Genomic DNA, 18,986 nt, shown 5'->3' with positions numbered 1-18,986 from the left:
TCAGCGCCGATGGTACTGCAAGGGGGACCTTGTGGGAGAGTAGGACACCGCCGGACATACTTTGAGAAATGGCCACCCAGCGATGGGTGGCCATTTCGCTTTAACATCACCACAACACCACACTGAGAACGACAGAGATCCCAAGGGGGCCATCGTGAGCGAATCCGACGACGAGCAGCGGAACAACGGCGACCGTCGACCCCCGCGCAAGGACTCCGGCTCGCGCCCCTTCACGGGCCGCCGCGACAGCAGCTCCGTCCCCTCTCGCTCGTCCTCGGACCGTCCTTCGCGTGACGGGGATCGACCGTCGCGGGACGGCGCCCGCCCGCCGCGGGGCGATGGACGCCCGTCGCGCGACGGCGACCGGCCGTTCCGCGGGGGAGACCGTCCTCAGCGCGATGGCGATCGGCCCCGCTGGAACGCCGACCGTCCCTCGTCGAGCGACCGCCCGCAGCGCGGCGGCGACCGCCCGTCGTACAACTCAGACCGCCCGGCCCGCGGTGGGGACCGTCCGTCTTACGACTCCGACCGTCCGTCGCGCGTCGGCGACCGCCCGTCGTACAACCTGGACCGTTCGTCGCGTGGTGGTGACCGTCCGTCCTACAACTCAGACCGTCCGTCCCGTGGTGGTGACCGTCCGTCCTACAACTCAGACCGTCCGTCCCGTGGTGGTGACCGTCCGTCGTACAACTCCGATCGCCCTGCTCGAGGTGGTGACCGTCCGTCGTACGACTCGGACCGGCCCGCTCGTGGTGGTGACCGTCCCTCCTACAACGCTGACCGCCCGTCCCGTGGTGGTGACCGTCCGTCGTACGACTCGGATCGTTCGTCCCGCGGTGGGGACCGTCCGTCGTACAACTCGGACCGCCCCGCTCGTGGTGGTGACCGTCCCTCCTACAACTCCGACCGCCCCAATCGTGGTGGTGACCGTCGCTCCTACAGCTCCGATCGGCCCGCGCGTGATGGGGGTCGGCCGTCCTACGGCGCTGACCGTCCGTCGCGTGGTAATGACCGGCCTTCTTACAACTCGGATCGCCCCGCGCGTGGTGGTGACCGTCCTTCCTACAATTCGGACCGTCCCGCGCGTGGTGGTGACCGGCCGTCCAGCTCAGATCGCCCGTCGCGTGGTGGTGACCGTCCCTCTTACAACTCGGACCGTCCTTCCCGCGATGGTGACCGTCCGTCGTACAACTCCGGTCGGCCCGCTCGCGATGGTGACCGTCCGTCGTACAACTCCGGTCGGCCCGCTCGTGGTGGGGACCGTCCGTCGTATGGGTCGGACCGTCCCTCGCGTGGTGGGGGCCGGCCGTCGTACGGGTCGGACCGCGGGCGCGGTGGAGAGCGGTCGGACCGCGGTGGGGACCGTCCGCGCCGCGACGGTGGGCGGCCTGGTGGTGACGGCGAGCGTCGCCTCTGGACCCGCGATGGGAAGCCCGCGCGCGGTGACGCCGGCGCATCCAGGTTCGAACGACCGGAGCCGACCGAGGAAGAACGTCTGGCCAAGGAGTTGCGCATGGTGCGCACCCGCCACGACGACCCGGAGATCCCGTTCGACGTGACGCCACGCGACCTCGACAAGGTCGCCCGCAACGAGCTGAAGACGCTCAACAAGGAGAACGCCGACGAGGTCGCGCGCCACCTCGCGATGGCGGCCCGCCTCATCGACGACGACCCCGAGCTGGCGCATCAGCACGCGATCTCCGCCGGCCGCCGTGCCGGGCGCATCGCCGTCGTGCGCGAGACCCTCGCCATCACGGCCTACAGCACCGGCGACTACGCGCTCGCCCTCCGCGAGCTGCGCACCTACCGCCGCATCTCCGGATCCAACGAGCAGCTCGCCCTCATGATCGACAGCGAGCGCGGGATGGGTCGCCCCGAGCGCGGGCTCGACGAGGGGCGCGCCGTCGAACGCTCGTCGCTCTCGGTGCCGGCGCAGGTCGCCGTGGCGATCGCCATGTCAGGCGCCCGCCTCGACCTCGGTCAGACGGATGCCGCGCTCGGCGAGCTCGAGATCCCGCAGCTGAACCCCGACGTGGCGTACTCCTACAGTCCCGCCCTCTTCAACGCCTACGCCGAGGTGCTCTCCGAGCTCGGCCGCGCCGACGGCGCCGCCACCTGGCGTCGCCGCGCCGAGGTCGCCGCCGCGGCCCTCGACGGCGACGACGCCGAGGACGACACGATGGAGGTCTTCGAGGACTTCGACGACCCCACCTTCGACGCGTCCTACCCCACCTTCGACGCGTCCTACCCCGCCGACGACGAGTTCGGCGCTGACACTGAAGCTGACGCGGTCGAGCTCGACGCGGATATGGATGTGGACGCCGACGAGTTCGATGCGGATGTGGACGCCGACGAGCTCGACGCGGACGCTGACGAGCTCGACGTGGATGCTGACGAGGCCGTTGACGTCGACGCGGATGGCCCTGCCGGTCTCGAAGTGGAGGCAATCGATGCCGAAGCCGATGTCGATGCCGCTGCCGATGCCGAGGATGCCGCTGCTGAAGCCGACTCCGAGGTGGATGCCAACGCTGAGCCCGACGGGTACCGCTCACTGGCTGATCGCACCGCTGAGGGCGACTTCGACGCCGAGAGTTTGACCGACGAGCTCGACGACACCGACACCGACGCCGACATCGACGAAGACGCCGCCGCCGGGGCCGAGGACGACGACAACGGCGCTGCTGCGGATACGCCCGATGACGCGGTGGTTGCGCCGGCGAAGGTGAAGCGCGCGACGCGGTCCAGGGCCAAGGACGCTACCGGGGGTGAGCCGGATTCGTCCGCCGTGAGTGCGGACGCTTCCGTGGAGGCTTCGACCACCACGAAGGCCCTCTCCAAGCGCAAAGCGGCGGCGCCGAAGGTGAAGGAGGCGGCTGCAGATGCGGGTCTCGACGCGTCTTCGATCGAGGAACCTGCTCCCACGGCCGAGGTTGCGCCTTCGACGATTGATGCCGCTGACGACGCTCCGGTGAAGGCGCCTGTGAAGGCGCGTGCTCGCGCCAAGGCGAAGCCTGCCGAAGCCGAAGCCGAAGCCGACGCCGAGGCCGTAGTCGATGTCGATGCCGATGCGACGGACGGCGACGCCGTTCCGGTCGAAGCGGCCGAGCCGGTGAAGGTTCGCGCGCCGCGGAAGACGGCGGCGAAGGCGAAGGCCGACGCTCCGGCCGAGGCTGCTGCGTCGAGCGACGGCGCGGGTACGACGCCGATCGAGGCGAAGGCTCCGACCAAGCGGAAGGCGGCGCCGCGGGTGGCCAAGGCGCCGACCTCGGTGGAGGTCGTCTCGGACGCTGGTTCATCCGCTCCCGACACCGCCGCGGCCGAAGCGCCCGCCCCGGTGAAGCCGAAGACGGCGAAGGCCCCGGCAGCTGTCAAGGCCCCTGCGAAGGCCAAGGCTTCCGCCGGGTCGGGCGACGCTGGTGCAGCCGAAGCGTCGGCCGACGCGCCGGTCGAGGATGAGGCGAAGGCCCCCTCCAAGGCGCGGGCGAAGGCCCCGGCGAAGGCCAAGGCGTTCGCTGGGTCGCCTGACCTCGTTGACGCGGAGGCTCCGGCTGACGTGAAGGCGCCGGCCGCGAAAGCGAAGGCTCCGGCGAAGGCGAAGGCCCCGGCCACGCCGCCGGAGGACGCGGAGGCGTCGGTCGACGGGAAGGCGCCGGACGAGAAGGCGAAGGCGAAGGCTCCGGCCGCAAAGGCGAAGGCGCCGGCCAGGGCGAAGGCTGCGGCCAAGGCGAAGGCTCCGGCTCGGACGCGGGCCAAGGCGGCGGACGCTGGCGACGCGGCGGACGCGGACAACGCGGCGGACGCGGGCGACGCGGCGGGTGCGGGCGACGTGGGCGGGGAGGGCGGCCGTGGGGCTGTTCGGTAGGGCCAGGGGAGAGGTCGTGCATCCGCTCGATGGGGTCGACGCCGTGCTGGCCGATCTCGACGGGGTCGTGTACCAGGGCGCCGGCGCCATTCCGCACGCGGTGGACGCGCTCAACAGGGTGGCGGCCGAGGGGCTGCGGGTCGGGTACATCACGAACAACGCCTCGCGCACCGACGCACAGGTCGCCGGGCATCTGAGCGAGTTCGGGCTCGCCGTGGCGCCCGAGGACGTCGTGACGTCGCCGCAGGCCGCCATGCGCGTGATGCGCACGCTGGTGGAGCCCGGGGCGACCGTGCTCGTCGTGGGCGGGGTGGGGCTGAGCTCCGAGGTCGAGAAGGCCGGGTTCGTCGTGACGCGGTCGGCCGAGGATGCGCCCGCCGCCGTGGTGCAGGGCTTCGCCCCCGACGTCGGCTGGACACAGCTGGCCGAGGCGGCGTTCGCGCTGCACGACCCGGCGGTGCAGTGGGTCGCGACCAACACCGACTGGACGATCCCGGTGGCGCGCGGCGTCGCGCCCGGTAACGGCACGCTCGTGTCGGCCGTGCACACCGCGGTCGGGCGGCTGCCCGTGGTGGCCGGCAAGCCCGAGACGACGATCTTCGAGGTCGCGGCCGAGCGGTTCTCGGCGGCGAACGCGGCCTTCATCGGCGATCGGCTCGACACCGACACGATGGGGGCGAAGCGGGCGGGGCTGCGGGCGATCCACGTGCTGACCGGCATCGACCGGGCGAAGCAGCTGCTGGCGGCGCCGAAGGATTCGCGGCCCGACTTCATCCTCGACGATCTGCGGCAGCTGTTCGAGCCGTACCCTGTGGCGCGCACCTCGAAGGACGGCGTCGAGACGACCGTCGGCTCGAGCGTCGTCTCGGTGCGTGGGCAGAAGGTGCGGGTCGAGAAGGCCGGTGAGCGTCAGATCGATCTGCTGCGGGCCGGATGCGCGGCGATCTGGAACTCGGGCATGTCCATCCACGTGCTCGACGTCGACCCCGCGCTGTACAGCTGAGGCGAGGCGAGGCGAGGCGCGGCACGAGCACCGACCAGCAGCCTGGCAGGAATACGCGGCCGTGTGGCCGTCGGTCGGTGGAGCGCTGTCGGTGGCCCGCTCTAGGCTCGGGACATGGCGATCGTCCCTGACACCAAGAACTGGACGTGGGTGCTCGAGAAGGAGTGCCCCGAGTGCGGCTTCGACTCCTCGGCGACCTCGGCGCGCGACGTGCCCCGGCTCGTGCGCGAGAACGCGGCGGCGTGGCCGGCGGTGCTCGAGCGCGACGACGTGCGCGAGCGGCCCGACGACGGCACCTGGTCGGCGCTGGAGTACGCGGCGCACGTGCGTGATGTCTTCCGCGTCTTCGACGGGCGGTTGGCGCTGATGCTGGCCGAGCACGAACCCGAGTTCGCGAACTGGGACCAGGACGCCACGGCGGTCGAGGAGCGCTACGGGGAGCAGGATCCGGCGGTGGTGTCGCGCGAGCTCATCGAGGCGGCCGAGGTCATGGCCCGGGCGCTCGAGGCGGTTCCCGACGACGCGTGGGAGCGGCGCGGGCTGCGCAGCGACGGCTCGGCGTTCACGGTGGAGACGCTGGCGCAGTACTTCATCCACGACCCGGTGCATCACCTGCACGACGTGCGGGGCTGAGCCGACACGCGCAGGTGGGGCTGGAGAGCGTGTCGCCGACGCCCGCCCGGCAGAGGTGGGAATGGAGAGAGCTGGGTTGCGAGCGGTTGAACTGCCCTGCCCGCCCGGCGCAGGTGGGGCTGGAGAGCGGGCGCGGCCGAGCGCCGCCTCAGGCCTCTGGGTCGCCGATGCGCTCGAGGGCGTCGACGATGAGCGCCCAGAAGCGCTCGTGGTCGAGGTCGACCGCGACCTGCGTCGTGCAGTCGTCGGGCGCAGGCGAGCGGAAGTCGGCCACGGTCATCCCGAGCGTGAGGCTCCCCGACAGCTCCACGTCGAGCGGCACGTGTCGCGCCGTCATCACGTCGGGGTCGATCACCCGCGCCACCGCGCACGGGTCGTGCACCGGCGGGTGCACGAAGCCCTGCGCCTCGAGATAGGTTCCGGCGAAGAACTGCAGCAGCTCCTCCACGAAACGCGCCGGCGCGGTGTCGACAGCCCGGATGCGCTCCCTGACCTCGGGCGTCGCCAGCGCCTGGTGGGTCAGATCGAGCCCCACCATCGTCAGCGGCCACGACTCGTTGAACACGATGTGCGCGGCCTCGGGGTCGATGATGATGTTGAACTCGCTCGTCGCGCTCCAGTTGCCGACGTGGTAGCCGCCGCCCATCAGCACGACCTCCTTCACGCGCGGCACGATGCGCGGCTCCTTGCGGGCGGCCATCGCGATGTTGGTGAGTCCGCCGGTCGGCACGAGGGTCACGGTGCCGGGCTCGTGGGCCATGATCGTGTCGATGATCAGGTCGACGGCGTGCCGCTCGTCGAGCTCGATCACGGGCTCGGGCAGCACGGGCCCGTCGAGGCCGGATTCGCCGTGGATGTCGGGCGCCACCTCGACCGTGCGCACGAGCGGCCGCGCGCAGCCGGCGGCGAAGGGCACCCCCGTGATGCCGGCGACCCGCGCCACCGAGAGGGCGTTGCGGGTGACCTTCTCCAGCGTCTGGTTGCCGACCACGGTCGTCACCGCGAGCAGCTCGATCTCGGGGCTGCCGTGCGCCAGCAGGAGCGCGATGGCGTCGTCGTGGCCGGGGTCGCAGTCGAGGATGATCTTCTTCGGCACGGGGTCTCCTGGGGGATCGGGCGGGTCGAGCATCCTGAGCATATATGAAACGCACGTTCATCTGTGCAATACTCGCGCCATGACTGACACCGACCTCGCTCTGCGCGGAGCTGCGCGCGTCGACTGGATCCGCTCACGGATGCCGCTGCTCGCCCAGGCCCGCGACGATCTCGCCGCCACCCGCCCGTTCGCCGGCCACCGCATCGGCATGTCGCTGCACATCGAGCCCAAGACCGCCGTGCTGCTCGAGACGCTCGCCGCGGGCGGGGCCGAGATCGTGGGAACGGGCAACCACGGCTCCACGCAGGACGACGTCGTCGCCTACCTGCAGACGCTCGGCATGACGCTGTTCGGGCGGCGCGACGACACCCTCGAGGAGCATCATGCCAACGTGCTGCGCGTGCTCGACGCCGAGCCCGACATGCTGCTCGACAATGGTGGCGACCTCGCGGCCGGGGTGGTCGCGCGCGGAGTGGCGGCGAGCCTGATCGGCGGTACCGAGGAGACCACCTCGGGCGGCGACCGGCTGCGCGGCGAGCTCGCCGGGGCCGTGCCGTTTCCGATGATCGTGATCAACGACAGCCTGCTCAAGGCCATCGGCGAGAACAAGCACGCGGTCGGCCAGTCGGTGATCGAGAGCTTCATGCGCATCACCAACCTGATGGTGCCCGGGCGGCGCTTCGTCGTGTTCGGCTACGGCTGGTGCGGGCGAGGTGTGGCGCACTACCTGCGGGCGCTCGGCGGCAAGGTGGCGGTGGTCGAGATCGACGAGCTCAAGGCGTTCGAGGCGGCGCTCGACGGGTTCCGGGTGGCGGATGCGCTCGCCCTCGCCCCGTGGGGTGACGTGTTCATCACCGCGACCGGTCACCCCGACGTGCTGCCGCTCGAGGCCATCGAGCTCATGCAGGACGGGGCGGTGCTCGGCAACTGCGGGCACTTCCCGTGGGAGATCGACGTGGCCGGGCTGCGGGCGGCAGCGACCGGCAGCCGCGAGATCATCGAGGCGGTCGAGCGCATCGACCTGCCGAACGGGCGCCACGTCGTGCTGCTGGCGGGCGGGCGGATGTTCAACCTCGCCGGTCGCGAGCCGAAGGGCAACTCGCTCGAGTCGATGGACCTCGGCTTCCTGCTGCAGACGCTCTCGCTGGAGCGGGTGGCGACGGATGCCGCGGGGCTCGTCGCCGGGGCGCAGCCGGTTCCCGACGACATCGATCGCACGATCGCGAGGCGGATGCTCGCCGCGCTCAACGCCGCCGAGTGACCGTGACGGGGGCGTCCGCGGGCACCGAACCCTCGGCGAAGGGGCCCGAGTACGCGGTGCCGGCGCTGGACAAGGCGCTCGACATCCTCGAGGTGCTCGCGGGGCGGCGCGACGGGATGAGTCAGGTCGAGATCGCGGGCGCCGTGGAGCGGTCGCCGAGTCAGATCTTCCGGGTGCTGACGACGTTGGAGCGGCGGGGGTATCTGTTCCGGGAGCGGCAGACGGGGTTGTACTCGCTGTCGCTCCGGCTCTTCGATCTGGCGCATCGGCAGGAGCCGCTGCGGGCGCTGACCGCGGCCGCGCTGGCGCCGATGCGGCGGCTCGCAGACGAGACCGGGCAGTCGTGCAACCTGAGCGTGCTCGACGTGGACCGGGTGCGGGTGGTGGCGCAGGCGGAGTCTCCGGGGGACTTCGGGTTCCGGGTGCGGGTGGGGGCGACGTTCTCGGTGGAGGAGACGGCGACGGGGGCGGTGCTGCGCGCGTTCGGCGGGGTGGCGGCCGGTGACGGTGGCGATCGCGGTGCGGGGGAGGATGTGGCGCGGGCAGGGGGCTCTGGTGACGCGCGGGAGGACGTGGCGCGGGGAGAGGGCATTGATGACGGGAAGGTTGGGGCGGGCATCCGGGAGCGGGGGTTTCTCGAGCGGGCGGATGCGGTGCAGCCGTCGATCACGGACGTGGTGTTCCCCGTGCTGGGGGCATCGGGTCGGGCCGTGGCGGCGCTGACGGTGCCGTACGTGGCGACGAGCTACAGCGCCGTGTCGGCCGAGCGGGTGCGGGAGGCTGCCGGGCGGGCTGCCGCCGAGATCTCGGCGAGCCTGGGGTCGTAGCGCCCGCGCGAGGTGCGTGGCCAGGCCGACGGGCTCGAGGCGCGGCGTGGGAACCGCGAGGCGCTGGGCGCGACGCGGGAGGCGGGAGCCGGGGTCAGCGGCAGCCGGCGGCGGTGGCGATCTGGTCGTCGGTGGGGCGGCCGTAGGCTTCGATGCCCGAGCCCGGCAGGTCGAAGCCGAGGCCGATCGACCAGGCGGTGGCCCAGGTCTCGTGGTCGGATGCGAAGACGGGGCCGGTGAACAGCGGTTCGCAGACGTCGCGGATGACCTGCGTGTGGCCGACCTCGTGCGCCACCAGCGCGCGGGCGTTCTCGTCGCCGTCGGCCCAGGCCTCCTCGACGGTGTAGTTCAGGCTGATGATCGACCAGCCGCCGTCACTGTCGTAGGTCTCGGCGGTGCCCGACAGCCAGTTCTCGCCGAGGCCGTTCACCTCGGGCGCCCAGACGAAGTCGAGCACGACCCCGGCGCTGAGGGAGCGGGCGTAGGCCTCGATCTCGCGGCGGGTGGCGAAGGCCGGGTCGTCCGCCTCGGCGGCCTCGACGGCCTGCGAGTCGCGGAGCGCTTGACGCGCGCTGTCGAGGGAGGCGACGAACTCGGCGTCGCGGTAGTCGGCGAGGGCCGGGTCGGCGGCGGTGTCGATGAGGTACGAGAGGTCGACCTGCGACTTGCGGCTCGCCAGGGTGTTGGTGTCGATCTCGGACTGCGCGCGGGTCGCGAGGGAGGAGAAGTACGTCGCTTCGGCGGTGACGACGGCCTCCTCGGCGGCGTCGGTGGCCTCGGCGGTCGCCAGGAGGGTGGTGGCGACGGTGTCGGCGCGGTGCGCATCCGCCTCGAGCTGGTCGGCCTCGGCTGTCAGCTCCCAGGGGAGGGTGAGGCCGGGGGCATTCGCGGGGGCGGGCTCGGTGGCGGAGGGCTCGTCGGTCGGTGCCGGGGCGGGCGCTGCGGCGGCTTCTGTGGCTTCGAAGAGCGCGAGGTCGAGGGCGCCGAGCGCGGTGCGGAGGGGCTCGGCCGTCGGGTCGGGGTCGGCGGCGAAGGGGGCGGAGCCGACGACCTCTCGTACGCGGTCGGCCTCGGCCTGGGAGCTGCGGGTACGGGCGGTCAGGGCGCCGAGGGCCTCGACGGCGTCGCTCTGGCGATCGGTCAGGAGCGCGGCGGCGTCGGCGCGGCGCTGGTCGGCGACGACCGTCCAGCCGAAGAATCCGCCGACGAGCAGGGCGACGAGGCCGACGAGCCCCGCCGCGACACCGACGGCGCGGAGCACCCGGCGGCGGCGCGGGGACGGCGCCAGCGCGGGGAGCGGCGGCTGCTCGGGGAACGGCGGTGGACTGAACAGCTCGGCGGCGGCGGCGGAAGTGGCGGTGGGGGTGGTGGCGGCGGAGGCAGCGGGGGAGCCGTCGGACGTGGCGGCGGAGGGGGCGGCGGCGCGCTCGCCGTAGCGGGGTTCAGGGGTCATGGCGGCGGGGCTTCCGGTGTCGCAGGGGGCGCCGTGGCGTCACCCGGCGACCAGAGCCTAGCCGGTGCTCGACGGCCGTCGGGTAACGATTCGGGCCGGTCGCCCGGGGCCGGGAACCCTAAGCTGGGGAGATGAGCACCCCCACGGAGGAATACCTCGTTCCCGGTTCGACCATCAGCTTCAACTCGCTCCCGAAGGTGTCGCTGCACGACCACCTCGACGGGGGGCTCCGGCCCAAGACGATCGTCGAGCTGGCGAAGCGGATCGGCCTCGAGCTGCCGTCGACCGACCCGGTCGAGCTGGGCGACTGGTTCGAGGACAGCGCTGACTCCGGCTCGCTGCCCGCCTACCTCGCCACGTTCGACCTGACGATCGCGGTCATGCAGAGCCGCGAGAACCTGGTCCGCGTGGCCCGCGAGTACGTGCTCGACCTCGCCGACGACGGCGTGATCTACGGCGAGGTGCGCTGGGCGCCCGAACAGCACCTCACCGGCGGCCTCAGCCTCGACGAGGTCGTGGAGGCGGTGCAGGAGGGCATCGAGACCGGCACCGACGACGTGCGGGCGAGCGGGCGCAGCATCCGCGTCGGGCAGCTCGTGACCGCGATGCGGCACGCCGACCGCTCGCTCGAGATCGCCGAGCTGGCCGTGCGGCACCGCGAGAACGGCGTCGTGGGGTTCGACATCGCGGGGGCGGAGGCTGGGTACCCGGCGAGCAGGCACCTCGCGGCGTTCGACTTCCTCGCGAAGAACTACTTCCCCACCACGGTGCACGCCGGTGAAGGGGACGGGCTGGAGAGCATCCGCGGTGCCCTGTTCGACGGGCGCGCGCTGCGGCTCGGCCACGGCGTGCGGATCGCCGAGGACATCGAGACCGAGCGGCAGGACGACGAGGCGACCTACGTCTCGCTCGGGCTGCTCGCGCAGTGGGTCAAGGACCGCGAGATCACGCTCGAGCTCTCGCCCTCGTCGAACCTGCAGACCGGGGCGGTCTCGGCGTGGGGCGACGAGCTCGTCGACCACCCGTTCGATCTGCTCTACCAGCTCGGGTTCCAGGTGACGGTGAACACCGACAACCGGCTCATGAGCAACACGTCGATCAGCCGCGAGCTGGCCCTGCTGACCGATGCGTTCGACTACGAACTGGCCGATCACGAGGTGTTCCAGCTGAACGCGGCAGCGGCGACGTTCCTGCCGGTGGAGGACCGCGAGGACCTCGCCGACGCGATCTCGGACGGGTTCGAGGCGCTCTAGGAGGCCGGCCGGCCCGGTGGCCAAGCGGCCGCGGCGGCTACGCGGTGCCCGCCTCGGCGGCTACGCGGTCGCTGACGCGGCGGCGGCCCCGGCGGCGTAGGCGGGGAGCTGCTGCAGCGCCCAGCCGTTGCCGTCGGGGTCGTCGAAGTAGACGAACAGGCCCCAGCCCTCGTCGACCACCTCGGAGCAGGTGACGCCGTTCTCGACGAGGTGCGCGCGGGCGGCGGCGGCATCCGGAACCACGATCTGCACGCCCTTCTGGGTGCCCGGCGCCATCTCGCCGATGCCGGTGCCGAACGCGATGGAGCAGGCCGAGCCCGGCGGGGTGAGCTGCACGAAGCGGATGTCGGGCGTGGGGCTGGCGTCGTGGTCGGCGTGGAAGCCGACCTGGTCGACGTAGAACGCCTTGGCGCGGTCGACGTCGGTGACGGGGATGAAGACGAGTTCGATCTTCCAGTTGTCGATCATGGGCGCGATTCTGCTCGGGTGGACGGGTGGCGTCAAGGGTGCGGTCAGGGGGCGCGCGGGGTGGTCGCAGGGAACTCTCCGGTTGGGTGGGGCCGTGACTGCGAGAATGGGCGGGCGATGACGTACCAGATGCCCCCGCTCGACCAGCTGCCGGATGCGGCGATCGCCCTCCACCGGGGCGCTCCCGACTGGCGGGCGGCGGTGCGGCGGGCCGCCGAGGCGCTCACCGCGAGCGGCGCGGCCGACGCCTCCTACGGGGAGCGGATGATCGCGATGATCGAGGAGTACGGCCCCTACATCGTGATCGCGCCGGGGCTCGCGATGGCGCACGCGCGGCCGGGGCCCGACGTGCACGGCCCCGGGCTCGTCATCGTCACCCTCGACGAGCCGGTGAGCTTCGGGCACGCCTACAACGACCCGGTGTCGGTGGTGATCGGCATCGCGGCGACCGAGGCCGACCAGCACGTGGCGTCGGTGGCGGCGCTCGCGAATCTGTTCAACGACGAGAGCGTCATCCCGGCGCTCGCCGCGGCCCGCGACACCGACGAGGTGCGCCGGCTGCTCGCGGCGGCCTCGCACCCTGACCTAGGCTGAGGCCGTGAAGATCGTCGCCCTCTGCGGGGCGGGCATCGGCACCTCCGAGATCCTGCGCGTGAACGCCGTCCGAGCCCTCGAGCGCCTCGACATCGAGGCGGAGGTGTCGGCGTCCGACGTGGCGGGGGTGGGGGTGGCCGCCGCCGATGCGCAGGTCATCCTGACGTCGCCCGAGCTGGTGTCGGCCATCGGGCGCACGAACGCCGACGTCGTGGTGATCGAGAACTACTTCGACCTCGACGAGATCACGGCGAAGCTCGAGGTCGCGGTCGGCTGACCCTCGCCCTCAGGGGCGGCCGAGCGACCCTCGCCCACGGCGGGGCGGGCGACCTCGCCCACAGGGCGGCTGGGCGGCGGATGCGCGGCGGGGGCGTGCCGCCGCGCATCCGCTGCTCAGCTGAACAGGCGGCGGAAGACGTTGGTGTCGGCCAGGTCGATCAGCTCGTCGCCGCGACCCGACATGATGGTGCGGATCGCGTAGAGGCCGAAGCCCTTGGCCTGCTCGACCGAGATGGTCGGTGGGATGGACAGCTCCTGACGGGCGGTCACGACGTCGACGAGCGCGGGGCCGTCGTGCGCGAACGCCTCGCGCAGGGCGCCCTCGAGGTCGTCGGGCTGCTCGACCCGGCGGCTGAAGATGCCGAGGGAGGCGGCGACGGCGGCGAAGTCGGGGTTGTCGAGCTCGGTGCCGTAGTTGACGAAGCCGGCGGCCTTCATCTCGACCTCGACGAAGTTCAGCGAGGAGTTGTTGAAGACGACGATCTTCACCGGCAGCCTGCTCTGACGCACCGTGAGCAGCTCGCCGAAGAGCATCGCGAGGCCGCCGTCGCCCGAGAGCGCGATGACCTGGCGGTCGGGGAACGCCGACTGGGCACCGATGGCGTGGGGCAGCGCATTCGCCATGGTGCCGTGGCTGAACGAGCCGATCAGGCGGCGCAGGCCGTTCATCCTCAGGTACCGGGCGGCCCAGACCACGGGCGACCCGACGTCGGGGATGAAGACCGCGTCATCGGTGGCGAGCTCGCTGACGAGCCGTGCGACGTACTGCGGATGCACGGGGGTGCGGTTGCGGTCGTTGTCGGCGAGCTCGTCGAGACCCTTGCGGCTCTTCGCGTAGTGGGCGATCGAGGAGTCGAGGTGGTGGCGGGAGTGCGCGTCCGCGGCGAGGAGCGGGAGCAGGGCGCGCGCGGTGTCGCCGACGTCGCCCACCAGCCCGAGGTCGATCGGTGTGCGCTTGCCGAGCTGCTCGCCGCGGAGGTCGAGCTGGATGATCGTCGCCTTCGACGGGAAGAACTGCGGGTAGGGGAAGTCGGTGCCGAGCATGAGCAGGGCGTCGCAGTCCTCCATGGCGCGGTAGCCCGAGGCGAAGCCCAGCAGGCCGGTCATGCCGACGTCGTAGGGGTTGTCGTACTCGAGGAACTCCTTGCCGCGCAGCGCGTGCACGATCGGCGCCTTCAGCCGCTCGGCGAGGGCCACGACCTCGTCGTGCGCGCCCTGAGTGCCTGCACCGCCGAGGATCGTGACCTTCTTCGCGCCGTTCAGGATGGCGGCGGCCTTCTCGAGCTCGGAGTCGGCCGGTCGCGCGACCGTGGCCGCGCGTACGATGGGGGCCGACTTGGGGCGCCCGCCGCTGGCCTGCAGGAAGATCTCGCCCGGGATGACGACGACCGCGACGCCGCGCTTCTCGATGGCCGTGCGCATCGCGATCTCGAGCACGCGGGGGAGCTGCTCGGGAACGCTGACCAGCTCGGTGTAGACGCTGCACTCGCGGAAGAGCTCCTGCGGGTGGGTCTCCTGGAAGTAGCCCGTGCCGATCTCGCTCGCGGGGATGTGGGCCGCGATGGCGAGCACGGGCACGCGGCTGCGGTTGGCGTCGTAGAGTCCGTTGATCAGGTGCAGGTTGCCGGGGCCGCAGCTGCCGGCGCAGACCGTGAGCTCACCGGTGAGGGCGGCCTCGGCCGCGGCGGCGAAGGCGGCGGCCTCCTCGTGGCGCACGTGCGCCCAGGCCACGTCGCCCTTCGTGCGGCGGATGGCGTCGGTGAAGCCGTTCAGCGAGTCGCCGGGGAGGCCGTAGACGCGCTCCACTCCGGCGTCCTGGATGATCTCGACGATGGTGTCCGCGATGGTGGTCATGCTTCGAACCTACGTCCCGAGGCTGCGTGGCGCATGCGACGGATGACGGACGACGGGGTGGCGGCGGCGCTCCCGCGGGCGAGGCCGCGGCTCGCGCCGGGCACTCCCGCGGGCGAGGCCGCGGCCCGCGCCGGGCGCTCGCGCGGGCGAGGCGCCGCCCGCGTCAGGAGATGCGGTCGCGCATCCCGCCCTCGAGGCGCTGCAGGAGCTCGACGACGGCGTCGCGCCGCTCGGGCACGCTGCCGGTGTCGCTCCAGGCGTCGAGGTAGATCTTCAGCTTGGGCTCGGTGCCGCTCGGCCGCACCATCACGCGGGCGCCGTCGAGGTGGACGCGCAGCACATCGCTCGGCGGGACACCGTCGCCGCCCCGGGCGAGGTCGTCGACGGCGCGCACGGGCAGGCCCCCGATGTCGCTCGGCGGGTCGGCGCGAAGGCGCTGCATCACGCGCTCGATCTGCGACAGCTCGGTGACCCGGAGCGAGATCTGCGCGGAGCCGTAGTGGCCGAAGCGCTCGCTGAACTCGTCGAGGCGGTCGGCTATCGTGCGGCCGGTGGCGGCCAGTGCGGTCGCGAGGTCGAGGAAGGCGATCGCGGCCGAGATCCCGTCTTTGTCGCGCACGGTGCCGGGGTTGACGAGGTAGCCGAGGGCCTCCTCGTAGCCGAAGACGAGGCCCGGGGTGCGGGAGACCCACTTGAAGCCGGTGAGGGTCTCGGCGAAGCGGAGGCCGTGGGCGCGCGCCACGGCGCCCAGGGCGGGGGAGGAGACGATGGAGCAGGCGAGGGCGGGCGCGGCGTCGGCTGCAGCGGCGTCGGTCGTGGCGGCCTCCGCGGCGCGCCAACCGAGCAGCATCCCGACCTCGTTGCCGGTGAGGGAGCGGTAGCCGTCGGTCGAGGAGGGGTCGGGGATGGCGATCGCGAGACGGTCGGCATCCGGGTCGTTCGCGACGACGAGGTCGGCACCGACCTCACGCGCGCGTTCGAACGCCAGGTCGAGGGCGCCGGGCTCCTCGGGGTTGGGGAACGCGACCGTGGGGAACGCGGCATCCGGTGCGATCTGGGGCTCGACGAGCGTCGGCCGTGGGAAGCCCGCCGCGTCGAGCACCCGCGAGAACGTCTCCCAGCCCACACCGTGCATGGCCGTGTAGACCACGGAGAGCGGAGCCCGTTCGGCCCGGCCTCCGGCGACCTCGGCGGTGGCCTCGACGTAGCGCTCGATCAGCGACTCGTCGGCGATCTCGTAGTCGGTCGAGCGCGGCAGCTCGAGCACGCTCAGCGTGGCCGCGACACGGTCGATCTGCGCCGCGATCTCGCCGTCGGCGGGCGGCACGATCTGGGAGCCCTGGTCGTCGCCGCCGAGGTAGACCTTGTAGCCGTTGTCGCGCGGCGGGTTGTGCGAGGCCGTCACCATCACCCCGGCCGACACGCCGAGCTCGCGCACCGCGAAGGCGACGAGCGGGGTGGGCAGCAGGCGCGGCAGCAGCACCGCGCGCACGCCGGCGCCGGCCATGATCTCGGCGGTGTCCTGGGCGAAGACCTGCGACTTGGTGCGGCCGTCGTAGCCGATCACGATCGAGGGGGTGGTTCCCGGATGCGCGCGCTCGAGGAGGAACGCGGCGAGACCGGCGGCCGCCTGTCCCACGAGCACCCGGTTCATGCGGTTGGGGCCGGCCGCGATCTCTCCGCGGAGGCCGGCCGTGCCGAACGCGAGCCGGGAGCCGAAGCGCGAGCGCAGGTCGGCGACCGCGTCGGTGTCGTTGGCTCCGACCCGGCGCAGCAGCATGTGCAGCTCGTGGTGGGTCTCGGGGTCGGGATCCTGGTTCAGCCAGGCCACAGCCTGCTCGACGAAGCGCTCGACCTCGTTCAGCTCGTCGCTGCCGTTCTCGTCGGTGCCGCTCAGGTCGGTGCCGTTCGCGTCGGTGCCGCGGTCGTCGGTGCCGGGCAGGTGGTGCTCGTGGTGCTCGTCGGTCACAGCGCGGTGACCACCCGGGCGAGCAGGTCGCCGATGGCGGCCTCGGCGTTCTTGCCGGCCTCGATCACCTCGGCGTGGCTGAGCGGGGTCTTCTGGATGCCCGCGGCCAGGTTGGTGATGAGCGAGAACCCGATGATCTCCATGCCGGCCTCGCGAGCCGCGATCGCCTCGAGCGCCGTCGACATGCCGACGATGTGGCCGCCGATGGCCTTGGCCATCTGCACCTCGGCCGGGGTCTCGTAGTGCGGCCCTCGGAACTGCACGTAGACGCCGTCGTCGAGCGTCGAGTCGACCCCGCGGGCCACCTCGCGGAGGCGGCTGGAGTAGAGGTCGGTGAGGTCGATGAAGGTCGCCCCCTCCAGCGGGGAGTCGGCGGTGAGGTTGATGTGGTCGCTGATCAGCACCGGGGTGCCGGGGGTCCACGTCTCCTTGATCCCTCCGGCGCCGTTGGTGAGCACCATCGTCTTCGCCCCGGTCGCGGCGGCGGTGCGCACGCTGTGCACCACGCGGCGCACGCCGTGGCCCTCGTAGTAGTGGGTGCGCGCGCCGATGACGAGGGCGTGCTTGCCGTTCGGCAGGCGAACGGAGCGAAGCGTGCCGACGTGACCGGGCACCGCGGGCATCCCGAACCCGACGACGTCGGTGGCCGGGACGCTGGCGACCGTCTCGCCGATCAGGTCGGCGGCCTTGCCCCAGCCGCTGCCCAGGATGAGCGCCACGTCGTGCGACGGCACCCCGGTGAGCTCGGCGATCTGTGCGGCCGCGTCGCGGGCCACCTCGAACGGGTCGGCGTCGGGCAGGTCGAGGGGATTCGGAGTCGGAGAGGACATTCGACCACTCTATTGGCCCCGGCCGTGCGTTCGGCAGGCCGAGAGTTGGTTTGGCGGGGGTCGGCCGAGCGGGGAGAATGGCCGCATGGGCAATGAGTTCGAGCGCAAGCAGAGGGTCGTCGTCGTGGGCGGGGGCCCCGGGGGGTACGAGGCGGCGATCGCCGGAGCGCAGCTCGGGGCGGAGGTGACCCTCGTCGAGCAGGTGGGGGTGGGCGGCTCGGCCGTCATCACCGACGTCGTGCCCTCGAAGACCCTGATCGCGGTGGCCGAGGCCACGAACGGCATCGGCGAGGCCGCCGACCTCGGGGTGCAGTTCTTCTCGCGCAACGACGCCGGTCGCCCGGTGCGGCCCGAGGTGGCGGTGAACCTCGCCCAGGTGAACAAGCGGCTGCTCGGGCTCGCGCGCCAGCAGTCCGAAGACATGCGGGCGAGCCTCGTGCGGGCCGGCGTCACCATCGTGAGCGGCCACGGCCGGCTCGACGGGCCGAGCTCGGTGATCGTCTCGACCGCGGTGTCGGGCGGCACCGACTTCGACCACATCGACGCCGACACGATCGTCGTCTCGGTCGGCGCCAGCCCGCGCATCCTGCCCACCGCCGTACCCGACGGGGAGCGCATCTTCACCTGGACGCAGCTCTACAGCCTGCAGGCGGTGCCCGAGCACCTCATCGTCGTCGGATCGGGTGTGACCGGAGCGGAGTTCGCCTCGGCCTACACCGCCCTCGGCTCGAAGGTGACGCTGATCTCGAGCCGCGACCAGGTGCTGCCCGGCGAGGACGCCGACGCCGCCGCCGTGATCGAGAACGTCTTCAAGCGCAACGGCATGACCGTGCTGTCGAAGTCGCGGGCCGACAAAGTCGAGCGCACGGCCGACGGCGTCGTGGCGACGCTCAGCGACGGACGCACCGTCGAGGGGTCGCACTGCCTGATGGCGGTGGGCTCCATTCCGAACACCAAGGGCATCGGCCTCGAGGAGGCGGGGGTGCAGCTGTCGGAGTCGGGGCACATCCGGGTGAACCGGGTGGCCCGCACTAGCGCGCCGAACATCTACGCCGCGGGCGATTGCACGACGTTCCTGCCGCTGGCGTCGGTGGCGTCGATGCAGGGGCGCACGGCGCTCTTCCACGCCATGGGCGACGCCGTGAACCCGACCGAGCTGCGGAACGTGGCGTCGAACATCTTCACCCAGCCGCAGATCGCCACCGTGGGCTGGACCCAGCGGCAGATCGAGGAGGGCATCGCCCAGGGCGACATCTACAAGCTGCCGCTGTCGTCGAACCCGCGCGCGAAGATGATGGGCATCAAGGACGGCTTCGTGAAGCTGTTCGCCCGCACCGGGTCGGGCACGGTGATCGGCGGGGTCGTGGTGGCGCCGAACGCGTCCGAGCTGATCTTCCCGATCGCGCTCGCGGTCGAGCACCGGCTGACGGTCGACCAGGTGTCGAGGGCGTTCACCGTGTACCCGTCGCTGTCGGGGTCGATCTCGGATGCGGCGCGGGCCATGCACATCGTGCTGTAGGGCGCCCGGGTCCCGGGTCGCGGGCCGCGGACCGGTGCGTCGTCGGCGATGCTGCGCAGCGGGTGCCGTGCGGGGGCGCCGTCGC

Annotated in this window: 15 protein-coding genes; 9 read left to right on the top strand and 6 right to left on the bottom strand. The window is 72.1% G+C overall.

Annotation, left to right across the window (positions count from 1 at the left end; translation table 11 throughout):
* Nucleotides 1-1,513 precede the first annotated feature (1,513 nt).
* The 3 genes from NVV95_RS17030 (at nt 1,514) to NVV95_RS17020 (ending at nt 5,498) form a co-directional block, all read left to right on the top strand.
* Nucleotides 1,514-3,862 (top strand): hypothetical protein, encoded by a 2,349-nt coding sequence (locus NVV95_RS17030; RefSeq protein ID WP_259487750.1) that lies wholly within the window; start codon nt 1,514-1,516, stop codon nt 3,860-3,862.
* Complete coding sequence (locus NVV95_RS17025; protein ID WP_375163856.1) at nt 3,846-4,865, top strand: HAD-IIA family hydrolase; 1,020 nt, start codon at nt 3,846-3,848, stop codon at nt 4,863-4,865. Before NVV95_RS17030 ends, NVV95_RS17025 begins: the two co-directional genes overlap by 17 nt.
* 114 nt (nt 4,866-4,979) lie before the next feature.
* Nucleotides 4,980-5,498: a DinB family protein gene (locus NVV95_RS17020; protein WP_259487749.1), complete on the top strand. Its 519-nt coding sequence runs from the start codon at nt 4,980-4,982 to the stop codon at nt 5,496-5,498.
* Between the two features lie 148 nt (nt 5,499-5,646).
* Here NVV95_RS17020 and uriH read toward each other — a convergent pair whose 3' ends face one another.
* Complete coding sequence (uriH, locus tag NVV95_RS17015) at nt 5,647-6,636, bottom strand: uridine-preferring nucleoside hydrolase UriH (RefSeq protein ID WP_259487748.1); 990 nt, start codon at nt 6,634-6,636, stop codon at nt 5,647-5,649.
* A gap of 37 nt (nt 6,637-6,673) precedes the next feature.
* Here uriH and NVV95_RS17010 point away from each other — a divergent pair, with 37 nt between their 5' ends.
* Nucleotides 6,674-7,855, top strand: coding sequence for an adenosylhomocysteinase (locus NVV95_RS17010; protein ID WP_259487747.1), 1,182 nt, complete (start codon nt 6,674-6,676; stop codon nt 7,853-7,855).
* Between the two features lie 2 nt (nt 7,856-7,857).
* On the top strand, nt 7,858-8,682 hold the full coding sequence (locus tag NVV95_RS17005) for an IclR family transcriptional regulator (protein WP_259487745.1): 825 nt from the start codon (nt 7,858-7,860) through the stop codon (nt 8,680-8,682).
* Between the two features lie 94 nt (nt 8,683-8,776).
* On the opposite strand, the gene NVV95_RS17000 is transcribed toward NVV95_RS17005, so the two are convergent.
* Complete coding sequence (locus NVV95_RS17000) at nt 8,777-10,135, bottom strand: hypothetical protein (RefSeq protein WP_259487744.1); 1,359 nt, start codon at nt 10,133-10,135, stop codon at nt 8,777-8,779.
* Nucleotides 10,136-10,266: 131 nt separating this feature from the next.
* Here NVV95_RS17000 and NVV95_RS16995 point away from each other — a divergent pair, with 131 nt between their 5' ends.
* On the top strand, nt 10,267-11,388 hold the full coding sequence (locus NVV95_RS16995) for an adenosine deaminase (protein WP_259487743.1): 1,122 nt from the start codon (nt 10,267-10,269) through the stop codon (nt 11,386-11,388).
* A 60-nt stretch (nt 11,389-11,448) separates the two neighbouring features.
* Here NVV95_RS16995 and NVV95_RS16990 read toward each other — a convergent pair whose 3' ends face one another.
* Nucleotides 11,449-11,856, bottom strand: coding sequence for a VOC family protein (locus NVV95_RS16990; protein ID WP_259487742.1), 408 nt, complete (start codon nt 11,854-11,856; stop codon nt 11,449-11,451).
* 117 nt (nt 11,857-11,973) lie between these two features.
* On the opposite strand from NVV95_RS16990, the gene NVV95_RS16985 reads away from it, so the two are divergent.
* Nucleotides 11,974-12,450 (top strand): PTS sugar transporter subunit IIA, encoded by a 477-nt coding sequence (locus NVV95_RS16985; RefSeq protein ID WP_259487741.1) that lies wholly within the window; start codon nt 11,974-11,976, stop codon nt 12,448-12,450.
* 4 nt (nt 12,451-12,454) lie between these two features.
* Nucleotides 12,455-12,727: a PTS sugar transporter subunit IIB gene (locus NVV95_RS16980; protein ID WP_259487740.1), complete on the top strand. Its 273-nt coding sequence runs from the start codon at nt 12,455-12,457 to the stop codon at nt 12,725-12,727.
* A 116-nt stretch (nt 12,728-12,843) separates the two neighbouring features.
* Here the strand turns inward: NVV95_RS16980 and poxB are convergent, their stop codons facing one another.
* From poxB to NVV95_RS16965, 3 genes are all read right to left on the bottom strand, one after another.
* Nucleotides 12,844-14,583, bottom strand: a complete 1,740-nt coding sequence (gene poxB, locus NVV95_RS16975) for a ubiquinone-dependent pyruvate dehydrogenase (RefSeq protein WP_259487739.1) — start codon at nt 14,581-14,583, stop codon at nt 12,844-12,846.
* Between the two features lie 163 nt (nt 14,584-14,746).
* Nucleotides 14,747-16,480: a phospho-sugar mutase gene (locus NVV95_RS16970; protein ID WP_375163857.1), complete on the bottom strand. Its 1,734-nt coding sequence runs from the start codon at nt 16,478-16,480 to the stop codon at nt 14,747-14,749.
* Between the two features lie 68 nt (nt 16,481-16,548).
* Nucleotides 16,549-17,382 carry a purine-nucleoside phosphorylase gene (locus NVV95_RS16965; protein WP_259487738.1) on the bottom strand — a complete coding sequence of 278 codons (834 nt, stop codon included), beginning with the start codon at nt 17,380-17,382 and terminating at the stop codon, nt 16,549-16,551.
* A gap of 85 nt (nt 17,383-17,467) precedes the next feature.
* Here NVV95_RS16965 and NVV95_RS16960 point away from each other — a divergent pair, with 85 nt between their 5' ends.
* Entirely contained in the window at nt 17,468-18,901 is a 1,434-nt protein-coding gene (locus tag NVV95_RS16960) for an NAD(P)H-quinone dehydrogenase (RefSeq protein ID WP_259487737.1), read from the top strand.
* Nucleotides 18,902-18,986: the final 85 nt, after the last annotated feature.

The sequence above is a fragment of the Herbiconiux gentiana genome (assembly GCF_024978135.1).
Classification (GTDB): domain Bacteria; phylum Actinomycetota; class Actinomycetes; order Actinomycetales; family Microbacteriaceae; genus Herbiconiux; species Herbiconiux gentiana.
The sequence above is the reverse complement of the archived record's forward strand: the minus strand, read 5'-3'. Positions and strand labels throughout refer to the sequence as shown.